Origin of the sequence: Psychroflexus curvus (assembly GCF_020164585.1) — a bacterium.
Classification (GTDB): domain Bacteria; phylum Bacteroidota; class Bacteroidia; order Flavobacteriales; family Flavobacteriaceae; genus Psychroflexus; species Psychroflexus curvus.
The window spans coordinates 238,881-257,224 of sequence record NZ_JAIQZF010000001.1 but is presented as its reverse complement, the minus strand read 5'-3'; the positions used below and the strand labels follow the sequence as shown (position 1 = coordinate 257,224).

At 36.3% G+C, this 18,344-nt stretch carries 18 protein-coding genes; 12 read left to right on the top strand and 6 right to left on the bottom strand.

Annotated features, from left to right (window positions below; translation table 11 throughout):
• Positions 1–27: 27 nt before the first annotated feature.
• Together LB450_RS01075 and LB450_RS01070 are read right to left on the bottom strand one after the other, a co-directional pair.
• On the bottom strand, positions 28–1,092 hold the full coding sequence (locus LB450_RS01075; RefSeq protein ID WP_224485986.1) for a PLP-dependent cysteine synthase family protein: 1,065 nt from the start codon (positions 1,090–1,092) through the stop codon (positions 28–30).
• Between the two features lie 74 nt (positions 1,093–1,166).
• On the bottom strand, positions 1,167–3,302 hold the full coding sequence (locus LB450_RS01070) for a S9 family peptidase (protein ID WP_224485984.1): 2,136 nt from the start codon (positions 3,300–3,302) through the stop codon (positions 1,167–1,169).
• Between the two features lie 84 nt (positions 3,303–3,386).
• On the opposite strand from LB450_RS01070, the gene LB450_RS01065 reads away from it, so the two are divergent.
• From LB450_RS01065 to LB450_RS01045, 5 genes are all read left to right on the top strand, one after another.
• On the top strand, positions 3,387–3,704 hold the full coding sequence (locus LB450_RS01065) for a YbaB/EbfC family nucleoid-associated protein (RefSeq protein ID WP_224485983.1): 318 nt from the start codon (positions 3,387–3,389) through the stop codon (positions 3,702–3,704).
• 218 nt (positions 3,705–3,922) lie between these two features.
• Positions 3,923–4,708, top strand: a complete 786-nt coding sequence (locus tag LB450_RS01060; RefSeq protein ID WP_224485982.1) for a polysaccharide biosynthesis/export family protein — start codon at positions 3,923–3,925, stop codon at positions 4,706–4,708.
• Positions 4,708–7,182, top strand: a complete 2,475-nt coding sequence (locus tag LB450_RS01055; RefSeq protein ID WP_224485980.1) for an exopolysaccharide transport family protein — start codon at positions 4,708–4,710, stop codon at positions 7,180–7,182. The genes LB450_RS01060 and LB450_RS01055 overlap by 1 nt, the downstream gene beginning before the upstream one ends.
• Positions 7,183–7,197: 15 nt before the next feature.
• The gene (locus tag LB450_RS01050) at positions 7,198–8,478 is read left to right on the top strand and encodes a nucleotide sugar dehydrogenase (protein WP_224485979.1); all 1,281 of its coding nucleotides are present in this window, start codon (positions 7,198–7,200) and stop codon (positions 8,476–8,478) included.
• Complete coding sequence (locus tag LB450_RS01045; protein WP_224485978.1) at positions 8,475–9,458, top strand: SDR family oxidoreductase; 984 nt, start codon at positions 8,475–8,477, stop codon at positions 9,456–9,458. Before LB450_RS01050 ends, LB450_RS01045 begins: the two co-directional genes overlap by 4 nt.
• A 120-nt stretch (positions 9,459–9,578) precedes the next feature.
• Here the strand turns inward: LB450_RS01045 and LB450_RS01040 are convergent, their stop codons facing one another.
• From LB450_RS01040 to LB450_RS01030, 3 genes are read right to left on the bottom strand one after another with little or no spacing between them, the layout of a single operon-like run.
• Positions 9,579–10,151 carry a YceI family protein gene (locus tag LB450_RS01040; RefSeq protein WP_224485977.1) on the bottom strand — a complete coding sequence of 191 codons (573 nt, stop codon included), beginning with the start codon at positions 10,149–10,151 and terminating at the stop codon, positions 9,579–9,581.
• A 29-nt stretch (positions 10,152–10,180) separates the two neighbouring features.
• Positions 10,181–10,813, bottom strand: a complete 633-nt coding sequence (locus LB450_RS01035) for an NAD(P)H-dependent oxidoreductase (protein ID WP_224485976.1) — start codon at positions 10,811–10,813, stop codon at positions 10,181–10,183.
• Positions 10,806–11,270 (bottom strand): MarR family winged helix-turn-helix transcriptional regulator, encoded by a 465-nt coding sequence (locus tag LB450_RS01030; protein ID WP_224485975.1) that lies wholly within the window; start codon positions 11,268–11,270, stop codon positions 10,806–10,808. The genes LB450_RS01035 and LB450_RS01030 overlap by 8 nt, the downstream gene beginning before the upstream one ends.
• Before the next feature lie 162 nt (positions 11,271–11,432).
• On the opposite strand from LB450_RS01030, the gene LB450_RS01025 reads away from it, so the two are divergent.
• The 3 genes from LB450_RS01025 (at position 11,433) to dnaN (ending at position 13,338) form a co-directional block, all read left to right on the top strand.
• The gene (locus LB450_RS01025; protein ID WP_224485974.1) at positions 11,433–11,744 is read left to right on the top strand and encodes a rhodanese-like domain-containing protein; all 312 of its coding nucleotides are present in this window, start codon (positions 11,433–11,435) and stop codon (positions 11,742–11,744) included.
• A gap of 3 nt (positions 11,745–11,747) precedes the next feature.
• Positions 11,748–12,140 carry a rhodanese-like domain-containing protein gene (locus LB450_RS01020; protein ID WP_224485973.1) on the top strand — a complete coding sequence of 131 codons (393 nt, stop codon included), beginning with the start codon at positions 11,748–11,750 and terminating at the stop codon, positions 12,138–12,140.
• 76 nt (positions 12,141–12,216) lie between these two features.
• Positions 12,217–13,338 carry a DNA polymerase III subunit beta gene (dnaN, locus tag LB450_RS01015; RefSeq protein ID WP_224485972.1) on the top strand — a complete coding sequence of 374 codons (1,122 nt, stop codon included), beginning with the start codon at positions 12,217–12,219 and terminating at the stop codon, positions 13,336–13,338.
• Positions 13,339–13,416: 78 nt separating this feature from the next.
• On the opposite strand, the gene LB450_RS01010 is transcribed toward dnaN, so the two are convergent.
• The gene (locus LB450_RS01010) at positions 13,417–13,776 is read right to left on the bottom strand and encodes a DUF4870 domain-containing protein (protein ID WP_224485970.1); all 360 of its coding nucleotides are present in this window, start codon (positions 13,774–13,776) and stop codon (positions 13,417–13,419) included.
• 137 nt (positions 13,777–13,913) lie between these two features.
• Here LB450_RS01010 and mnmE point away from each other — a divergent pair, with 137 nt between their 5' ends.
• From mnmE to LB450_RS00990, 4 genes are all read left to right on the top strand, one after another.
• A complete protein-coding gene (gene mnmE, locus LB450_RS01005; protein WP_224485969.1) occupies positions 13,914–15,326 on the top strand; it encodes a tRNA uridine-5-carboxymethylaminomethyl(34) synthesis GTPase MnmE in 1,413 nt (470 codons plus the stop codon).
• Positions 15,327–15,783: 457 nt separating this feature from the next.
• On the top strand, positions 15,784–16,224 hold the full coding sequence (locus LB450_RS01000; protein ID WP_224485968.1) for a helix-turn-helix domain-containing protein: 441 nt from the start codon (positions 15,784–15,786) through the stop codon (positions 16,222–16,224).
• Complete coding sequence (locus LB450_RS00995; protein ID WP_224485967.1) at positions 16,224–17,354, top strand: tyrosine-type recombinase/integrase; 1,131 nt, start codon at positions 16,224–16,226, stop codon at positions 17,352–17,354. The genes LB450_RS01000 and LB450_RS00995 overlap by 1 nt, the downstream gene beginning before the upstream one ends.
• Complete coding sequence (locus tag LB450_RS00990; protein WP_224485966.1) at positions 17,344–18,216, top strand: hypothetical protein; 873 nt, start codon at positions 17,344–17,346, stop codon at positions 18,214–18,216. The genes LB450_RS00995 and LB450_RS00990 overlap by 11 nt, the downstream gene beginning before the upstream one ends.
• Positions 18,217–18,344 lie beyond the last annotated feature (128 nt).

Below are 18,344 nucleotides of genomic sequence, written 5' to 3'. Positions count from 1 at the left end.
TTATATTACAAACTTACCCAATAGCAATCAGTTGATATTTGTAATGTGTGCTTTTTTAAAATTACTTTGATTTTGTTCATCCTCTAAACCTGGATAGTTAGTAAAACCTTGTTCTTTCATCCAGTCGTCAGAAAATACTTTACTCATATACCTGGAACCATGATCTGGAAAAATGGCTACCACTTTGCTATTTGATTCGAATTCTCCTTCTTCAGCGAGCTGCTTTATCCCCTGCATGACGGCTCCACTTGTATACCCCACAAACATGCCTTCTGCTCTGGCAATGTTACGAGCCATATAAGCACTGTCTTCATCACTTACTTTAGTGAATTTATCAATACTATCAAAATCAGTTGCCGTAGGTATTAGGTTTTTACCAAGGCCTTCAATTTTATAAGGATAGATTTCACTTTTATCTAGTTTTCCTGTTTCATGGTATTTTTGAAGAACAGAGCCAAAAGCATCTATGCCTAAGATACGGATATCAGGATTTTTTTCCTTTAAAAATCTTGCAGTTCCAGAAATAGTACCACCAGTTCCACTACAAGCCACAAGATGAGTTATTTCACCTTCGGTTTGAGCCCAGATTTCCGGACCAGTAGTAAGATAATGTGCATCAATATTTAATTCATTAAAATATTGATTGATATAAATGGATCCTGGAGTTTCTTTATGGATGCGTTTAGCTACCTCATAATAAGACCTTGGATCCTCAGGTGCAACATTTGAAGGACAAACGGTAACATCTGCCCCCATTGTTTTCAGTAGTGATATTTTGTCTTTGGAGGATTTAGAACTTACTGCCAGAATACATTTATAACCTTTGATAGCCGAAACCATCGCAATACTAAAGCCAGTGTTTCCAGAGGTAGTTTCAATAATGGTATCACCTGGTTTTAAGTCACCATTTTCTTCAGCTTTTTCAATGATATAATGGGCAATTCTGTCTTTGGAAGATAATCCAGGGTTCTGAGCTTCATACTTAGCTAAAAATTCACCTTGGAAATTATGAGTTATATTTTTTAATCTTATTAAAGGGGTACAGCCTACCATGGATAACAAGCTGTCATGAACATTCAAATTTTTATGCATAAAGCCAACATCTTTTCACGTAAGTAATGTCTATCGAATAAATAACAAAGGGCTAAATTACGATTTTTTTCTGATTACTCTGTTATTTGCTCCAATTCAAGTATAAAAGCATAGTCTTTAGCAAGCTCTTTCAAAGCTTCAAATCGCCCTGAAGCACCTCCATGACCTGCGTCCATATTGGTTTCCAGATATAACTTGTTATTGTCTGTTTTCATTTCCCTCAATTTGGCAACCCATTTGGCTGGTTCCCAATACTGAACTTGTGAATCGTATAAGCCTGTAGTGACTAATAAATTAGGATAAGCCTTAGCTTCTACATTATCATACGGAGAATAGGTTTTGATGTAATCGTAATACTCTTTTTCATTTGGATTTCCCCATTCGTCATATTCGCCAGTAGTAAGCGGAATTGTTTCATCGAGCATGGTCGTCACCACATCTACAAAAGGAACTGCAGCGATAACACCATTATAAAGTTCTGGAGCTATATTAATGACTGCACCCATCAAGAGTCCACCTGCACTTCCACCCATCGCATAAAGATGATCTGGAGAGGTGTATTTTTGATCTATCAAATGTTTAGAAACATCAACGAAATCAGTAAACGTATTTTTCTTCTGAAGTAGTTTTCCGCTTTCATACCATCCTCGACCTAGGTATTCTCCGCCTCTTACGTGAGCAATGGCATATATAAAACCTCTATCCAACAACGATAATCTTGTTGAAGAAAAATAAGGGTCCATAGTAGCTCCATAACTTCCATAAGCATATTGTAAAAGTGGATTTTCACCATTTCTCTTAATCCCTTTTTTATACACTAAAGAGACAGGGATTTCAGTTCCGTCATTTGCTGTCGCCCATATTCTTTCAGATATGTAATTGTTCTTATCAAAATCCGGGTCCTGGACTTCCTGCTCTTTAAGAACGGTTTCAGTTTTATCAACCATATCAAACTCAATCACAGAGGCAGGATTGGTAAGCGAGTTGTAAGAATACCTCAGTTTATGAGTATCAAAATCTACATTGGTGGTAGTACTGGCAGTATAGGTTTCACTTGTAAACGGAAGATAATACTCTTCCCTTTCATCCCATCTTTGAACATGAATCCGCGTTAGACCATTGTAACGTTCACTAGTGACCAGAAAATTATTAAATATGTCGATACCTTCCAGCAAAACATCTTTTCTATGAGCAATCACCTCTTCCCAATTAGTTTCAGCTGTTGCTTTCACAGGCGTTTTCATCAACTTGAAGTTCTGTGCTTCATCTTTGTTGGTCAGTATGTAAAAATTGTCTTTGTAATGCGCCAGATCGTATTCCAGGCCTCTTCTGCGTTCTGTGAATAATTTGAAATCTTCATCTGGACGATCAGCATTCAGGATTTGATACTCATCGGACATAGTGCTAGAGGACCCTATGATGATATATTCTTTGGACTTAGTTTTATAAACGTAAGTGTTGAAGGTTTCGTCTTCTTCTTCAAAAACCATCACATCGTTTTCTGGATCATCTCCCAGTTTATGTTTGAAGATTTGATTGGACCTTAGAGTTTGCTCATCTTTTCTGGTATAAAAAAGCGTTTTGTTATCATTTGCCCAAGTAGACCCTCCTGTAGTCGTTTCAATTTTTTCTGGAAGGATTTCTCCAGTGATTAAATTTTTGATTTGAATGGTATATTTTCTTCTGCTCACGGTATCAATTCCGAAAGAAGCATAGGTATTGTCCGGACTTACACTGATACCACCAAGGTTAAAGTAAGCATGACCTTTCGCCATTGTGTTACAATCGAACATGATTTCCTCTTCAGCATCCATACTCCCCTTTCTGCGGGTATAAATTGGGTAATCCTTACCTTTCTCATAGCGCACCTGGTACCAATACCCGTTGAGCTTATATGGAACTGATGAATCGTCCTCCTTAATTCTTGACTTCATTTCCTCAAACAAATCCTTTTGAAAATCCTTGCTATGGGCAGTTGACTCTTCGTAGTAGTCATTTTCAGCATTGAGGTAGGCTATCACGTCAGGATTTTCTCTGTCGTTCATCCAATAATAATTATCAATTCTATCCTCATTATGAATGGAAAGTGTTTTTGGATTTTTTTTAGCCACTGGTGGCTTAATATCTGTATTTGTCATCTTCGAATTATCGGTTTTGCAAGAAGTCGCAAATATAAAACTTAAGGCTAGAACAGGGATTAATTGTTTCATAAGACTGGATTTAATTTAAATTGGTTTTTCTTAATTTAAAGCATACAATATAGTAATTTTGTAAATCAATTTAACACAGAAATTATGTTTGGAGATATGATGGGGATGATGAATAAAATCAAAGACACCCAAGCCAAAGTTGAAGAAACCAAAAAGCGTCTGGATACTGTAACCCTACTTGAGAAAAGTAACGATGAGTTGCTGAAGGTGAAAATCACTGCTAACAGAGAAATCAAATCGATTGAAATGGATGACGAGTTACTTCAGGACAAAGAACAACTTGAAGATTATTTGATCCTCACCCTCAATAAAGCCATCAAAAAAGCGGGCGATGTCAATGAAGCAGAAATCTCTGCTGTTGCCAAAGACGGTCTACCCGATATTCCTGGTCTTACCAGCTAAAACGAGAGTGGCATACTTTTTCTTAAAACGGTGAGAAGCTTATTTAAATAATTCTAGGATCTACTTTCGATCTAATTTATTGCTTTTTACCTTTAAATTTATTCGTTTATGCTAACTTAGTATTAAATTCAATCTGGGAACGTTAACACATATAATTATAGCTAATCGGATTTTTTTCTAAATCAAAAACTATATTTGCCATAACAATTTACCTTTAGATGAAATTATCTTCAATTATCTTAGTTTTACTTGTCATCATTTCATTTTCATCTTGTATAAGCACAAAACAGCTCACTTACTTAGCTGCTGATGAAGAAATTTCCGATAGCCTGATTTCTATTCAACAAATGCAGCGTCCTTACAGGGTACAAATCAATGACTTATTAAGCATTAGAGTAAAAGCATTAGATCAGGAATTAACGAGTATATTCAATCCTATTAGCGATGCTGAAAACTCTACGGCAACTACTGAAGAAAAGGCTTACTTTGACGGTTTTCCAGTAGACAGACACGGAAACATAAGAATTCCAACTCTTGGTGAAATCAAAGTAATAGGTCTTACTCTGGAAGAAATCAGATTAAAATTGAGAGAAAAACTTCTCAGTGAATATTTTAAAACAGAGGCTAATATTTTTATAACAGTAAAACTAGCCGGATTGCGCTACACGACCCTGGGTGAAATCGGCTCAGGTAGTCAGGTAATCTATAAAGAACAGGTTTCTATTATGGAAGCCATAGCAAATGCTGGAAATATTACCTTATACGGAGACAGAAGAAATGTCAAAATTTTAAGGCAATATCCGGAAGGGCAACGATTGCATCAGATTGATTTGACCAAGATTACCGCTGTCAACTCTCCGTTTTATTACATACAGCCCAACGATTTGATAATTGTAAATCCATTACCTCAAAAATCCTTAGGAATAGGGGAAACTAGTTTTGGCACATTTGCCACTCTTTTTTCTTTGATAACAGGAATCACCATATTATTGTTTAGACTCTGATGGAAGAAGACTTTGAAATTAGCGAATCCAATATCCACTTTGACTTTAAAGGATTTATTGTCAAGATATTTAGCTATTGGTATTTATTTGTCATTAGCATTCTTATTGGATTAAGCATTGCATATTTAATTAATGTGCGCAAACAACCGATATATCAAATCAAAAGTTTGATCACTATAAAAGATGATCAGAATCCATTTTTCACTACCAATACGAGTTTAAGTTTTAACTGGGGAGGAGTTTCAGATAAAGTAAATACCGTCGTTACCACTTTAAGAACAAGAACTCACAATGAAAAAGTGGTTACCAGATTACATTACTATATTCAATATTTAGTAGATGGAAAGTATCAAATGAGAGATGCTTATGGTAAAGTTCCGTTTATAGCCATAGAAGACAGCCTGCAATCACAGCTTATTGGAAGGCCACTGACCATCACTTTTTTGAATGATGATACCTTTGAACTGAGTTTAAATTTTGGGGAGGAAGAACCCCCGGGAAATCTTAGCTTTTACAATTATCATACTAAAAAGCAAGAGCGTTTTTATTTTGAAAAAGACGATTACAAGGCTACTTTTCGAGCTTCAGAATACGTGGATTCACCTTTTTTTAAAGGTCGGATTTTAAGAAATACCCAGCCTGTTGTTGTAGGTAAACCCTATTACATAAGGTTTAATAATTATTATTCTACCGTCAAGCGATTTCAGAGTATAAATGTAAATCCAGAAAGCAAGGGGAGTTCCATTTTAAATCTTTCTCTCAATGGGAATAACAAAGAAAAGCTAGTAGATTATCTCAACACTACCGTCCAGGTTCTCAGTGAGGACATGCTGAACAGGAAAAATCTTTTTGCTACCAAAACCATAAGGTTTATAGATAGTAGTCTGGCTCAAAAATCTAAAGAACTTAAATCTGTTGAAGAAGAATTGAATCAGTTCAAAATCAATAATGACATTATTGACCTGACTTCAGAGAGCAGCGAAATAAGAGGGAGGCTTACAAATCTGGACCTTGAGCAAAATGTCATACAAAGGCAATTAGACTATTATAAAAGGCTTGAAGACTACTTAAGAAGCAGACAAAATTATACTGAAGTGCCAGCACCTTCAGTTGCTGGAATTGATGAGCCCAGTATAAGTTCAGCTGTTGGAAAGATTTTGGCTCTTTCTGAACAACGAAGCAAGTATTCTTATTCCATCAAAAGTGGCGCACCCATATTTGACGATATCGATAGGCAGATCAATGCTACCAAAGAAGTCTTACTTGAAAATATTGAATCCTCAAAAAAAATCCTTCGGGAACAAATAAGTACAGTGAGGCAAAATGTAGCTGAACTTGAAAAAGAAATACGGAAGCTTCCCAAGGAACAACAGGATTTATTGAAAATTGAACGGCGTTACACCATCAACGAAGAAACCTACAGCCTGTTTTTGAACAAACGAAATGAGGCTGGATTGATAAAAGCTGCCAACGTAAGTGATGTTCAGATTATTGATAAAGCAATGGATACTGGAGGTGGCCAGATTGGCCCAAACACTCAGCTTAACTATGTTATGGCTCTGCTTCTGGGTAGCTTTGTGCCTTTGGTTTTTGTTTTTCTTTTAGTCTTTTTAGACAACAAAATAAACAACCCGAAAGACATTAATAAATTGTCACCTATACCTATTCTTGGTGTTGTAGGCAAAAGCAAGTCTAAAGGCAATTTAGCTGTCTTTGGAAAACCCAGATCTGCAATTGCAGAAAGCTTCAGAGGTTTAAGAACAAGTATGCAGTTTATTTTCAAGCAGCAACATATCCAAGGAAATAAAACCATACTCATCACTTCATCCGTAAGTGGAGAAGGTAAAACATTTACAGCCATAAACTTGGCTTCTGTCTTCTCAATGAGCGGTAAAAAAACCCTACTCATCGGTTTAGACCTAAGAAAGCCTAAGATTTTTGAAGACTTTGATATAACAAATGAAATTGGTGTAGTTAATTATTTAATTGATCAAAATTCAATTGAAGATATAACACAAAAGACCAAATTTGACAATTTGGATATTATTGTTTCCGGACCTGTCCCTCCAAACCCTTCTGAACTACTGATGACAGATAAAATGGATGTTCTGTTTAATACACTTAGAGACAAATATGATTGTATTATCATGGATACACCTCCTATCGGTCTGGTGTCGGACGCTTTGAATTTAGGTAAATATGCTGACGCCTCTATTTATCTTTTGAGACAGAATTATACCAAAAAAGCAATGTTGAGTGTCATCAATGAAAGGCATGATAAAGGAGAGATTAAAAACATAAGTTTTATCCTTAATTATTTTCAACATAAAGCCAAATATGGCTATGGCTATGGCTACGGATATAGTTATGGATATGGCTACGGACCTTATGGCAAGGGTTATTTACAGCACGAGAAAAAACGTCCTCTCTGGAAAAAAATCCTGCTAAAATTGAAAAAAACATTTAATATTTAAAAAACTACCTAATTGATGAGTCATCCTACAATTGCAATTATTGGCCTTGGTTACGTTGGCTTACCGCTAGCAGTAGCCTTCGCCGAAAAGTATAAAGTTATTGGGTTTGATATCAATCAGTCTAGAATTGATGAGCTGAAAAAAGGCACCGACCACACCCTGGAAGTGTCTGATGAAAAATTGCGGAAAGCCTTAAGTGAGACTGCCACACCTGCTATGAAATTGTCAACTGATCCAGATGACATGAAAGAAGCAAGCATATTCATTGTAACGGTTCCGACACCGACAGATCAAAATAGACAACCCGTATTGACGCCACTGATAAAAGCAAGTGAAACTATTGGGAGATTATTGAAAGACGGCGATATTGTTATCTATGAGTCAACGGTTTACCCTGGGGTGACTGAAGAAATTTGTGTTCCTGTTTTAGAGCAGTTTTCAGGTAAGACTTTTAATAAAGATTTTTTCGCAGGGTATTCACCCGAGCGTATCAATCCGGGAGACAAAATTCATACAGTAACCAGTATACTAAAAGTGACTTCAGGATCTACTCCGGAAATTGCTAAAAAAGTAGATGAATTATATGCCTCGGTCATTACCGCCGGGACACACCTGGCCAGTAGTATAAAAGTAGCAGAAGCTGCAAAAGTTATAGAAAATTCGCAAAGAGATATCAATATTGCCTTCGTAAATGAATTGTCTAAAATATTTAGACTGCTAAATATCGATACGCATGAAGTTATTGAAGCTGCTGCAACCAAATGGAATTTCACCAAATACAGCCCGGGTCTAGTGGGCGGTCATTGTATTGGTGTGGATCCTTACTATTTAGCTCAAAAAGCTCTGGAAGTTGGCTATAATCCGGAAATCATTCTATCTGGAAGACGAATGAACGACGGTATGGGTAAATATGTGGCCAATGAAGTTATAAAACTTATGCTGAATAAAGAAGCTAAAGTTAAAAATGGAAAAGCGCTGGTCTTAGGAATCACCTTTAAAGAAAACTGCCCCGATACACGAAATACAAAAGCCATAGATGTGATTGAAGAATTGCAGACGTATAATATGCATGTCGATGTCTGCGATCCGTGGGCAAATAAAGAAGAAGTGAAAACACTATTCGGAATTGATTTGTTAAGGTGCAACGAAATTAACTCAACCTACGACAGCATTGTCCTGGCGGTTTCTCACAGAGAGTTTCTAAAATTGGATTTCAGTGCATTAAAAAATGAAAAAGCTATTATATTCGATGTCAAATCTTTTTTACCAACAGATATAATTGATGGTAGATTATGAGGTATACACATGTTTATCACGACACAGATTTAAGTGAATTCAGGTTTCTTGTTACTGGCGGTGCGGGGTTTATAGGCTCCAATATCGTTGAATATTTACTGAAGTTCGGCGCAAAACAAGTTCGTGTTTTAGACAATTTATCCAATGGCTACAGAAAGAATATCTCTGAATTTGAGAATGAGCTTAATTTCGAATTCCAGGAAGGAGACATCAGAAACCCCGAAGACTGCAAAAAGGCAGTTAAAGATATAGACATTGTCTTACATCAAGCCGCCCTGGGCTCTGTTCCTCGTTCCATCGACGACCCTGTTACCAGTAACGAAGTGAATGTGTCTGGTTTTTTGAATATGCTGGTGGCCTGTAAAACTTCTGATTCTGTGAAGCGTTTTGTTTATGCTGCTTCCAGTTCTACTTATGGCGACAGTCCTGCTCTGCCGAAAGTTGAACATAAAATAGGAAAACCCTTATCACCTTATGCGGTAACCAAATACGTCAATGAGCTTTATGCTGATGTATTTGCCAAAACCTACGGGATGGAAATTATCGGGTTGCGTTATTTCAATGTGTTTGGACCTAAACAAAGTCCGCAGGGCGCTTATGCAGCGGTTATCCCTTTATTTATGCAGGCGCTTAAAGACAAAAAACCACCTACTATAAATGGAGATGGAGAGCAAACCCGAGACTTTACCTTTGTAGAAAATGCAGTGCAGGCTAATATTAAAGCTGCTTTTGCTAAAAAAGAATCAACAAATCAGGTCTATAATGTGGCTTGCGGTGAACGCATCAGTTTAAATAAGCTTTGGGAATCTTTACAAGAGGCTTCAAACCTTTATCTAAAAGCTAGTTATGGCCCACCAAGAGTAGGCGATGTTAGAGACTCTTTAGCCACCATAGATAAAGCCAAAAAAATGTTAGGATATGACCCTAAATTCAGTGTGCAGAAAGGAATAAAAATAACCTGGGACTATTTTAAGGAATAATCACTTTATAAGTTTGAGTCAAGGAATTGGTGTGATTTATAAGTCTCAAAACCTTGGCTTTCTTAATAAAAAAAACCTGCCATCTCTGGCAGGTTTTCTTATCAAAACAAAATCAATCAACTAAAATTTTAAATTTATTGCAAGATCGAATTCATCGTAAATCGTCTTATCTCCTAAGTTGTCGAAAAATGAATTTGAACCATATCTTACATCGTATTTTGTTCTGTCGATTGTAAGATTTGTTGTAGCTGTATTTCCATTCATTTTTAAGTCGAAAGCAATCGGGTTGGTTTTACCTTTGATGGTAAGATCACCTGAAATTCCGTAAACATCACCTTTTTTGGCTACTGTATTAATAACAAATCTTGCAGTTTCATAATTATTAACTCCAAAAAAATCATCAGATCTCAAGTGACCCATTAATTTTTCCTTGCTGTCTCCTTCCAGGTCTGTAACATCTATAGAAGTCATGTCAGCTGTAAACTCACCGCCTACAAGCTCACCGTTTTCCATCAAGAAAAAGCCCTCTTTTAGATTGATAGTTCCTTCGTGTGAACCTGTTAATTTTTCACCTTCCCATCTGATGGTGCTTTCTTTCACATCGACTTGTTTCTTTTCAATAGCATTGGTAAATGCTACCAGACTCAAGATAATAGTAGTGGCTAACGCGCCTTTTAATACATTCATTTTCATAGTTTTAAAGTTTAAATTTGGGTTATTGATTAAATTCTTGTAAATAATTTGTCTTTAGATTTTCTTACTTTCTTAGCATCTTTCAGCTGGTCATTTTCATGTCTGTATCCAATCGTCGCTAGAGTAACTGACTTTAAATTTTTGGAACGTAAATCCAGCAATTCATCGAATTCATCTGGATTGAAACCTTCCATAGGGCAGACATCTATTTTTAATTCTGCTGCTGCAGATAATAAATTGCCTAAAGCTATATAAACCTGTCTGGATGCCCAGATCTCTTTTTGTTCATCAGAAAAGGTCATGACTGAATTTTGAATCATGTCATTCAAATCTTTGAAATCCTCCAGTGGTTGATTTCTAGTCTCACTATTGTTTTTGATAAACTTATCAAGATATTTTTCATCCACATTGGTGTTGTAAGCAAATACCAGGAGATAAGAAGCATCGGTAATTTGTGGCTGACTGAAAGCAGCGGGCTTCAATTTTGCTCTTACTTCGGGATCTTTTATCACAAGGACTTCATAAGGCTGAAGTCCGTAGGAAGAAGCCGACAAACGAATGGCTTCCAGTAAAGTTTCTAAATCATCTTCGGAAACCTGCTTTTCAGAATTGAACTTTTTAGTGGCGTAACGCCAGTGTAAATTTTCGATATAGTTATGCATAAGTCTTAGTTCTAAATTTATTTAATAAAGCGTTTAAATGGTGTAATTCATTTTCAGAAAGGCTGTCAGTCATTTTTGTTTCTGCATCATCAACAGCATCGTTAATCACATTTAAAGCATTAATCCCGTCTTCTGTAATTTTGATATCTACTTTTCTCCTATTGGTTTCGCATTGCTCTCGCTCCACATAATTTTTCTTAATCAGTTTATCGACTAATCGTGTCGTATTGCTCATTTTATTAATCATACGTTCCTGTATGGTTTGCAAAGAACAAGGTTCCCCATTTCTACCCTTCAAAATTCGTAAAACATTAAATTGCTGAGTAGTAATATCAAAAGGCTTTAAAGTAGAAGTAATCTCATCTGTGATCCAGTTTCCAGTAAACAAAAGATTGAGCAACGCCCTTTTACATTCTGGTAGCTGTTTAGAAATTTTAAGTTCCTTTTCGATTAACATGTAATTACAATTGTTGTTGATACAAATGTAGTGCGAAGTTCATGTTGAAGTTTAAAAATTAAGTTAAACTTTAGGATGAAAAATTTAGCATAAGATTGATTTAATTTTTATCTAGCTGATAGGATTATTGTATTTTTACGTCTGTAAATTCAAAATTAAACTATGGAAAATTTAAACGAAAAAAAGTGGGTTGAAGGTTTTAAAACTACAGAAGGTGCTGAAATTATTGATGTAAGGACTCCAGATGAATTTAACCAGGGTTACATTGACGGAGCTAGATTGATCAACATCCAAAAGTCTGGAGAATTCATGAAGGAAATAGAGCAACTCCCAAAAGATAAGGACTATTATGTGTATTGCAGATCTGGGGCACGCAGTGAAATGGCTTGTCAGCTCATGAATAAAGCAGGGATTGAAAACACTTACAATCTGGAAGGGGGAATCCTCGGCTGGACTGGAGAGGTGAAAAAATAGCCTATGAGACGATTAGTTTTACTTTCAATTTTATTAGGTCTATTCACATCATGTGTAAGTGATAAAAACAATTCCACTTTAGTCTCTTCAGAAGAAATGAAGGAGCTCATGGTTTTAGACTCGGTACAACTTATCGATGTGAGAACACTTGAAGAGTTTCGGGAAGGGCATCTTCAGGATGCTCAAAACTTAATATATGATGAGGATTTTGCTCGTAAAATAACACAACTCGATAAGTCAAAACCTGTTGCTGTTTATTGCAGAACTGGAAGACGTTCAGAAGAATGTTTTAAAATTCTTAAAGACGCTGGTTTCAAAAAGATCTACCAACTGAGAGGTGGTTTATCTCAATGGGAATATGAAGATTTAATCGTTACCGACAGTTTAGCTCAATAAAGCACTTACAGTAACAAAGAATAGTCATTATTCATCAGAAAAAAATATATTTGCATAGATCAAATACCTTAATCACATGAAATTTATCATTTCCAGTACATATATGTTGAAAAACCTTCAAACGCTTGGAGGAGTTATCAACAATAATAACACCATGCCAATTTTGGATAATTTTTTATTCGAATTGAATCACAACTCACTTAAGATTTCCTCCTCAGATTTGGAAACTACGATGAGTGCCAAACTAGAGGTTGAGTCAAACGATGAAGGAGAAATTGCAGTACCTGCGAGATTGCTTTTAGATACCTTAAAAGCTTTTCCAGAACAGCCGCTTACATTTCATAAACTGGATAACCATACTATCGAAATCAGCTCTGAACAGGGTAAGTATGCACTGGCTTATGCCAATGCAGATGATTTTCCGACGCCGGTAAACATTGAAGATGCCAGTGAAACTGTATTGGTAGGTGATATTTTAGCGACAGCTATCAATAAGACTATTTTTGCAACGGGGAATGACGATTTAAGACCAGTGATGAACGGTGTCTTTTTTAGATTTACAGAAGAAGCGCTGATCTTTGTAGGAACAGATGCTCATAAATTGGTTAAATATTCCAGAACAGATATCAAGACCGATAAGCCAGCAGAATTTATCATGCCTAAGAAGCCTTTAAATCTTTTAAAAGGAGTGCTTTTGGGTAGTGAAGAGGATGTTCAAATTGAATTTAACGAATCCAATGCTAAATTCAGCTTTGAAAATGTAGAATTGACCTGCCGATTGGTCGACGGGAAATATCCTAACTATGAGGCTGTGATACCAAAAGAAAACCCCAACGTCTTAACTATTGACCGTGCTTTATTTTTGAGCTCGGTTAGACGTGTGTCTATTTTCTCCAATAAAACCACACATCAGATACGACTAAAAATCGCTGGAGCTGAATTAAATATTTCTGCTGAAGACCTGGATTACTCCAATAAAGCCGAAGAACGTCTCACCTGCGATTATCAGGGCGACGACCTGACTATAGGTTTTAACTCTAAGTTTTTAACTGAAATGTTGAATAACCTGACTTCAGACGAAATCAAAATCAAAATGAGTTTACCAAACAGAGCTGGTATCCTTACCCCAGTTGATGGACTGGAACAAGGCGAACACATCACCATGCTGGTGATGCCGGTGATGCTTGGCAACCAATAAATCTACTCTTTATTTTTAAATGCAAAACAGCCTCCATTGTGGAGGCTGTTTTAGTTAGGGATAAAGTGAAAATTAGCTTTATTTAAAAAATTCGATACTCAAAGGATAGTGAGTTGGTTCTCCATTATTCGCTTTTATGGCATTGATAATAGGAAAGATTAAAGTCAGCAATCCAACCGCTGCAATAATCACGAATCCAATCAGGATTAGCATTAAAGGCACTGCCACCAGAGCAGCCAAAAGCATTGTCAGCTGAAAGTTTAAAATCTGCTTCCCCTGCTTATCCATATCTTCTATTTTATCTTTTTGAGTTAGCCAGATAATGAGCGGAACAATGAACCCTCCAAAGCCTGTAAACAGGTTGAGGAGTTGTGAAAGGTGAGTGAAAAGTAACATTTGACGATCTTCTCTTAATATGGGGTCTTGATATACTTCCATGATTGTCTTTTTATAATTAGACTTTATAGTTTATTTAATGTTACATAATTTAACAATTAAATCTTAAATACCAAACCTGAGTCTCAATTCCTTGCGAAAAACAATTTAAATTAAAAAACAGACTGTAAATTTGCAGCATGATACATACCGATACCATTGTTGCACTTGCTACAGCTTCCGGGAGTGGAGCTATTGCAATCATCCGAATAAGCGGAGCTCAGGCTTTAGAGCTCTGTACTCCCCTGTTTTATGCTAAGAGTGGGGTTTCCATCCTGGATCAAAAGAGTCACAGCCTGCAACTAGGTACGATTCGAAATGGTGAACGCATTTTAGATGAAGTATTGGTGAGTGTATTTCGCGGTCAGCGGTCTTACACGGGAGAGCCCACAGTTGAAATTTCCTGCCATGGGAGTTCGTTTATTCAGAAAGAAATCATTCAGTTGCTTATTTCCAAGGGTTGTAGAGCAGCTCAGCCCGGCGAATTCACGCTTAGAGCTTTTCTCAATGGCAAGATGGATTTGAGTCAGGCCGAAGCGGTAGCCGATTTGATTTCCAGCGATAATTCTGCCAGCCACCAGCTGGCCATGCAGCAAATGCGAGGCGGGTTTACCAGTCAGCTTAAGGAATTGCGCCAGGAACTCCTGGATTTTGCTTCCCTGATGGAACTCGAACTCGATTTTTCTGAGGAAGATGTGGAGTTTGCCAACAGAGATCAATTTCAGGCTTTGGTATTGAAAATTCAAAAGGTCCTGTCTCGGCTTATCGATTCCTTTGCCGTAGGCAACGTCATCAAAAACGGAATTCCGGTGGCTATTGTCGGCGAACCCAACGTAGGAAAATCCACTTTGCTCAATGCCCTGCTCAATGAAGAGCGCGCCATCGTAAGTGAAATTGCAGGGACGACCCGGGACACCATCGAAGATGAAATCTCCATAGGAGGCATTGGTTTCCGATTTATCGACACCGCGGGTATTCGTGAAACCCAGGACACCATTGAAGGTCTGGGCATACAACGCACCTTCGAAAAGATCAAACAGTCACAGGTGATTGTGAAGCTGATCGATACTCCTAAAGTCTTTGACCAGAACCATGACCTCATCCCTGAGGAGTGGCAGCGGGTCAAAGAAGACATACAGCAACTTAGAGAGGCCTTTCCCGAGCGCCCTTTCCTCCTGCTGGCCAATAAGGCCGATTTGCTTACCGACGCCAATAAAGAAATACTGCGGGCGGATTTTAAAGACCTCCTCTTTATCTCTGCCAAAGCCAAGACCGGCATTGAGGCCATTCAGGAGCAACTCCTCAGCTATGTGGATGCCGGCGCTTTACGCAATAACGACAGCATCGTTACCAATTCCAGACATTACAATGCCCTGCTACTCGCCCTGGAGGAAATCAACAAGGTCCAGGAAGGCCTGAATCAGGGCTTAACCACAGATTTGCTTGCCATCGACATCCGTCAGGCGCTTTACCATTTTGGTGAAATCACCGGTGAAGTGACCAATGATGAACTTCTGGGCAATATTTTTGCTAATTTCTGTATCGGGAAATAAACTTCAAAACATAACAAAATAAAACACGATAAAGCGCTGTAAATCAGCGCTTTATTTTTTTGTGTTTTTCCTTCTGTTTGTTAAATTGTTTTATTTTTTGGTTTTTTTGTACCTATTTGTACCTCGAGACGAAAAATTGATGTTTTTTAAAAACAAGCCTGGTTAACTAATACACTTATTACACTTAAGGATACTTGTTTCACTTATTACACATCGTTGGTCGTCTCTCCAAAAAGGAGAAATAACCGGCGAAATTATTAAATATGTCATCAAAATTAAAGATAAAAAAACCTGTCAATTCTGTAAATCTGAGTTTATAGCCAAGACTACCGTGACAAAATATTGCTCTCACAAATGTGCCCAAAGAGCTTATAAACAAAGGAAAAAAGAAGAAAAGGTAAAAGCAGCTAATGAAAATTCTGAAGCTAAAAAATCAAATCAAAAAACTAGCTCAGAGATGAAAATTTCCTCTCCCGGGCAGGGGGGTGAAATTACTGGCGAAATTACCAACGATGTTGTTCAGAGGGGTGAAATAACTGGCGAAATAACAAACGATGTTATGACTGCTCACGAAGCAGCAAAGGCTTTAGGGGTCACCAGAAAGACCGTTTACAGTATGATTAAAAACGGAAAAATTAGAGCCTATAATATCCATAAACGCCTGACAAGAATTGATAGAGAAAGTGTAGAGCAACTCCTCTACTTTGAGCCAGAAGAAAATAAAGAATATGACTCCGAAGATTTTTATATTATTTCAGAAATAAGTAAGAAGTATAATGTATCCTCTTCTACCGTTTATAAGACCTTAAACGAATATAAAGTTCAAAAAAGAAATGACGGAAAGTTTGTAGTAGTCCCTAAAAACATAGTAGATTTAATCTTTAAAAATTTTATTTAATGGCTGTAAAAGTAAGTTTAAGACAGAAACCCATTAAAGGAGGAAAACTCAGTTTATACCTGGATTATTATCCTCCAATCATCAATAAGGATGGAAAAGAAACCAGAAGAGAATTTCTAAAAATGCACATTTTCGAAAAGCCAGCCAATTCAAAACAGAAATCTCACAACAAAACCAACTTATCCATCGCTGAAAAAATCAGAGACAGCAGGAATTTAAGTATTTACAATAAAGAGTATGGTTTTAAGGATAATGTCGTCTTAAACATTGATTTTATAAAGTACTACCAGGAACTGGTCGATCGCAAATTAAATAAGGTATCAAAAAAAAACCACCAGGCCTGGGAAGCTTCACTGATGCATTACAAGGACTACGCTAAAAAGATTTACACCAGATCCTTAAACAAGAAGCATGTTGAAGGCTATAAAGAACATTTACAAACCGTAGTGAGTAAAAAGACAGGTCATGAGCTTTCATCCGCAACTGTGGCCACTTATTTCAAACATTTCCTTAACGTATTGAATCAGGCTTATGAAGAAGACGTATTAAAAGAAGATATCACAAAAGGAGTCAAAAATGTAAAGGTTGAGAACAAACTAAGGGAGTATTTAACCTTTGAGGAGCTAACCAAGCTTTGGAATACGCCTTTAAAAAATAATACGGTCAAGAACTTATGCTTTTTCTGTACTCATACTGGTTTTAGATTTGTCGAAGCCAGTAAACTGCAATGGGAAGATATCTCAAAAGACAATTCCGGTAATCATGTTGTAAGGGTCTATCACACTAAAGGCAAAAAATATACCTTAAATCCAATCTCAAAAGAAGCTTATCAACTACTTATCGATGAACGTCCAGAGAAGAAAGGAAAAATATTCGACATTACATATGATATTGCCATTAGGGCTGTCAAGGAATGGGTTAAGGCTGCTGAAATAAATAAGAATATTACACTTCATAACTTTAGGCATACCTATGCTGTTCTCCAAATCGAAAATGGAACAGATGTTTTTACTGTGTCTAAAATGCTGGGGCATAAAAATATAAATACAACCATGACCTACGCTAAAGTCACCGATAAAGCAAAAACAAAAACTCTAGATAAAATAAAAATCAATACACATGAAGAATAGTCAAATTTTTGAAAAGAAATATTTTGAAATCATTACAAAGGAAGAAATAGTAGTTTTAGAAAAATTCAAAGATGGAGTAAAAAATGAATTTCAGTTTAATTATGTTTCTAATGGAATATTAGAAACATACACCAATGAAATTAACTCCATACTGGATGATCAATTAGTCAAAGATTCATACAGGTTTATTGAATCAACACTTGACGAATACCAGGGTGATCAGATTTCCAAAATAATTAGAATACTTGACAATGATTTCAATTCATTTGTCTCTGAGCATGAAAAAGAAATTGATCTAACTGAATTAATAGAGAATATCGCAAAATTGCATGCTCTTCAAAGAGTACAGATTAATCACGATATTAATCTCACCCCCTACAGCTTTATGTATAAGCTAAATGACTTTAAGGATTTTACATATAAAAACATAGAAAAGGATAAACCTGAGCTTACAGAAAAACTTAGGTTGAGGATTTACCCAAGTGCTGTGACTGATAACAAAAAGCGTAAAAAGGACTATTCTAGGGAAACAGAAAACACAAAGAAGTTATTAGAATACTTAAGCCAGTCTGATAAAAAAGTTTTATTCAAGGCTTATCTCAATTTTGTGAAAAAAGATGTACCTACAACTGAATTAATGAAATTGACACTAATGATTTCAAACCTAAATGATTTGGATATATTTTTCAAAAATCCGAATGACACTAGTCTTTATACTATGATTAAAAGAGATTTTTCATCAAATGAAATTAAGACTTTAGAAAATTTAAAAAACATATTAAGACAACTTGAGTTAAACAATTTTATTCAATATATAGCGCACCTAAATATAGAGTTTCTTGCAAAAAAAAATAAACATTAGGTTATTTTCAATAAAAAATAAAATATAACATGCTGATTAACAGTTTTATGAAAATTAAGTTTTAAATAAACACCTACCTATCACCCTTCTAACGATTTAATAGAACGAAGCAAATCAAATAGTTTCGA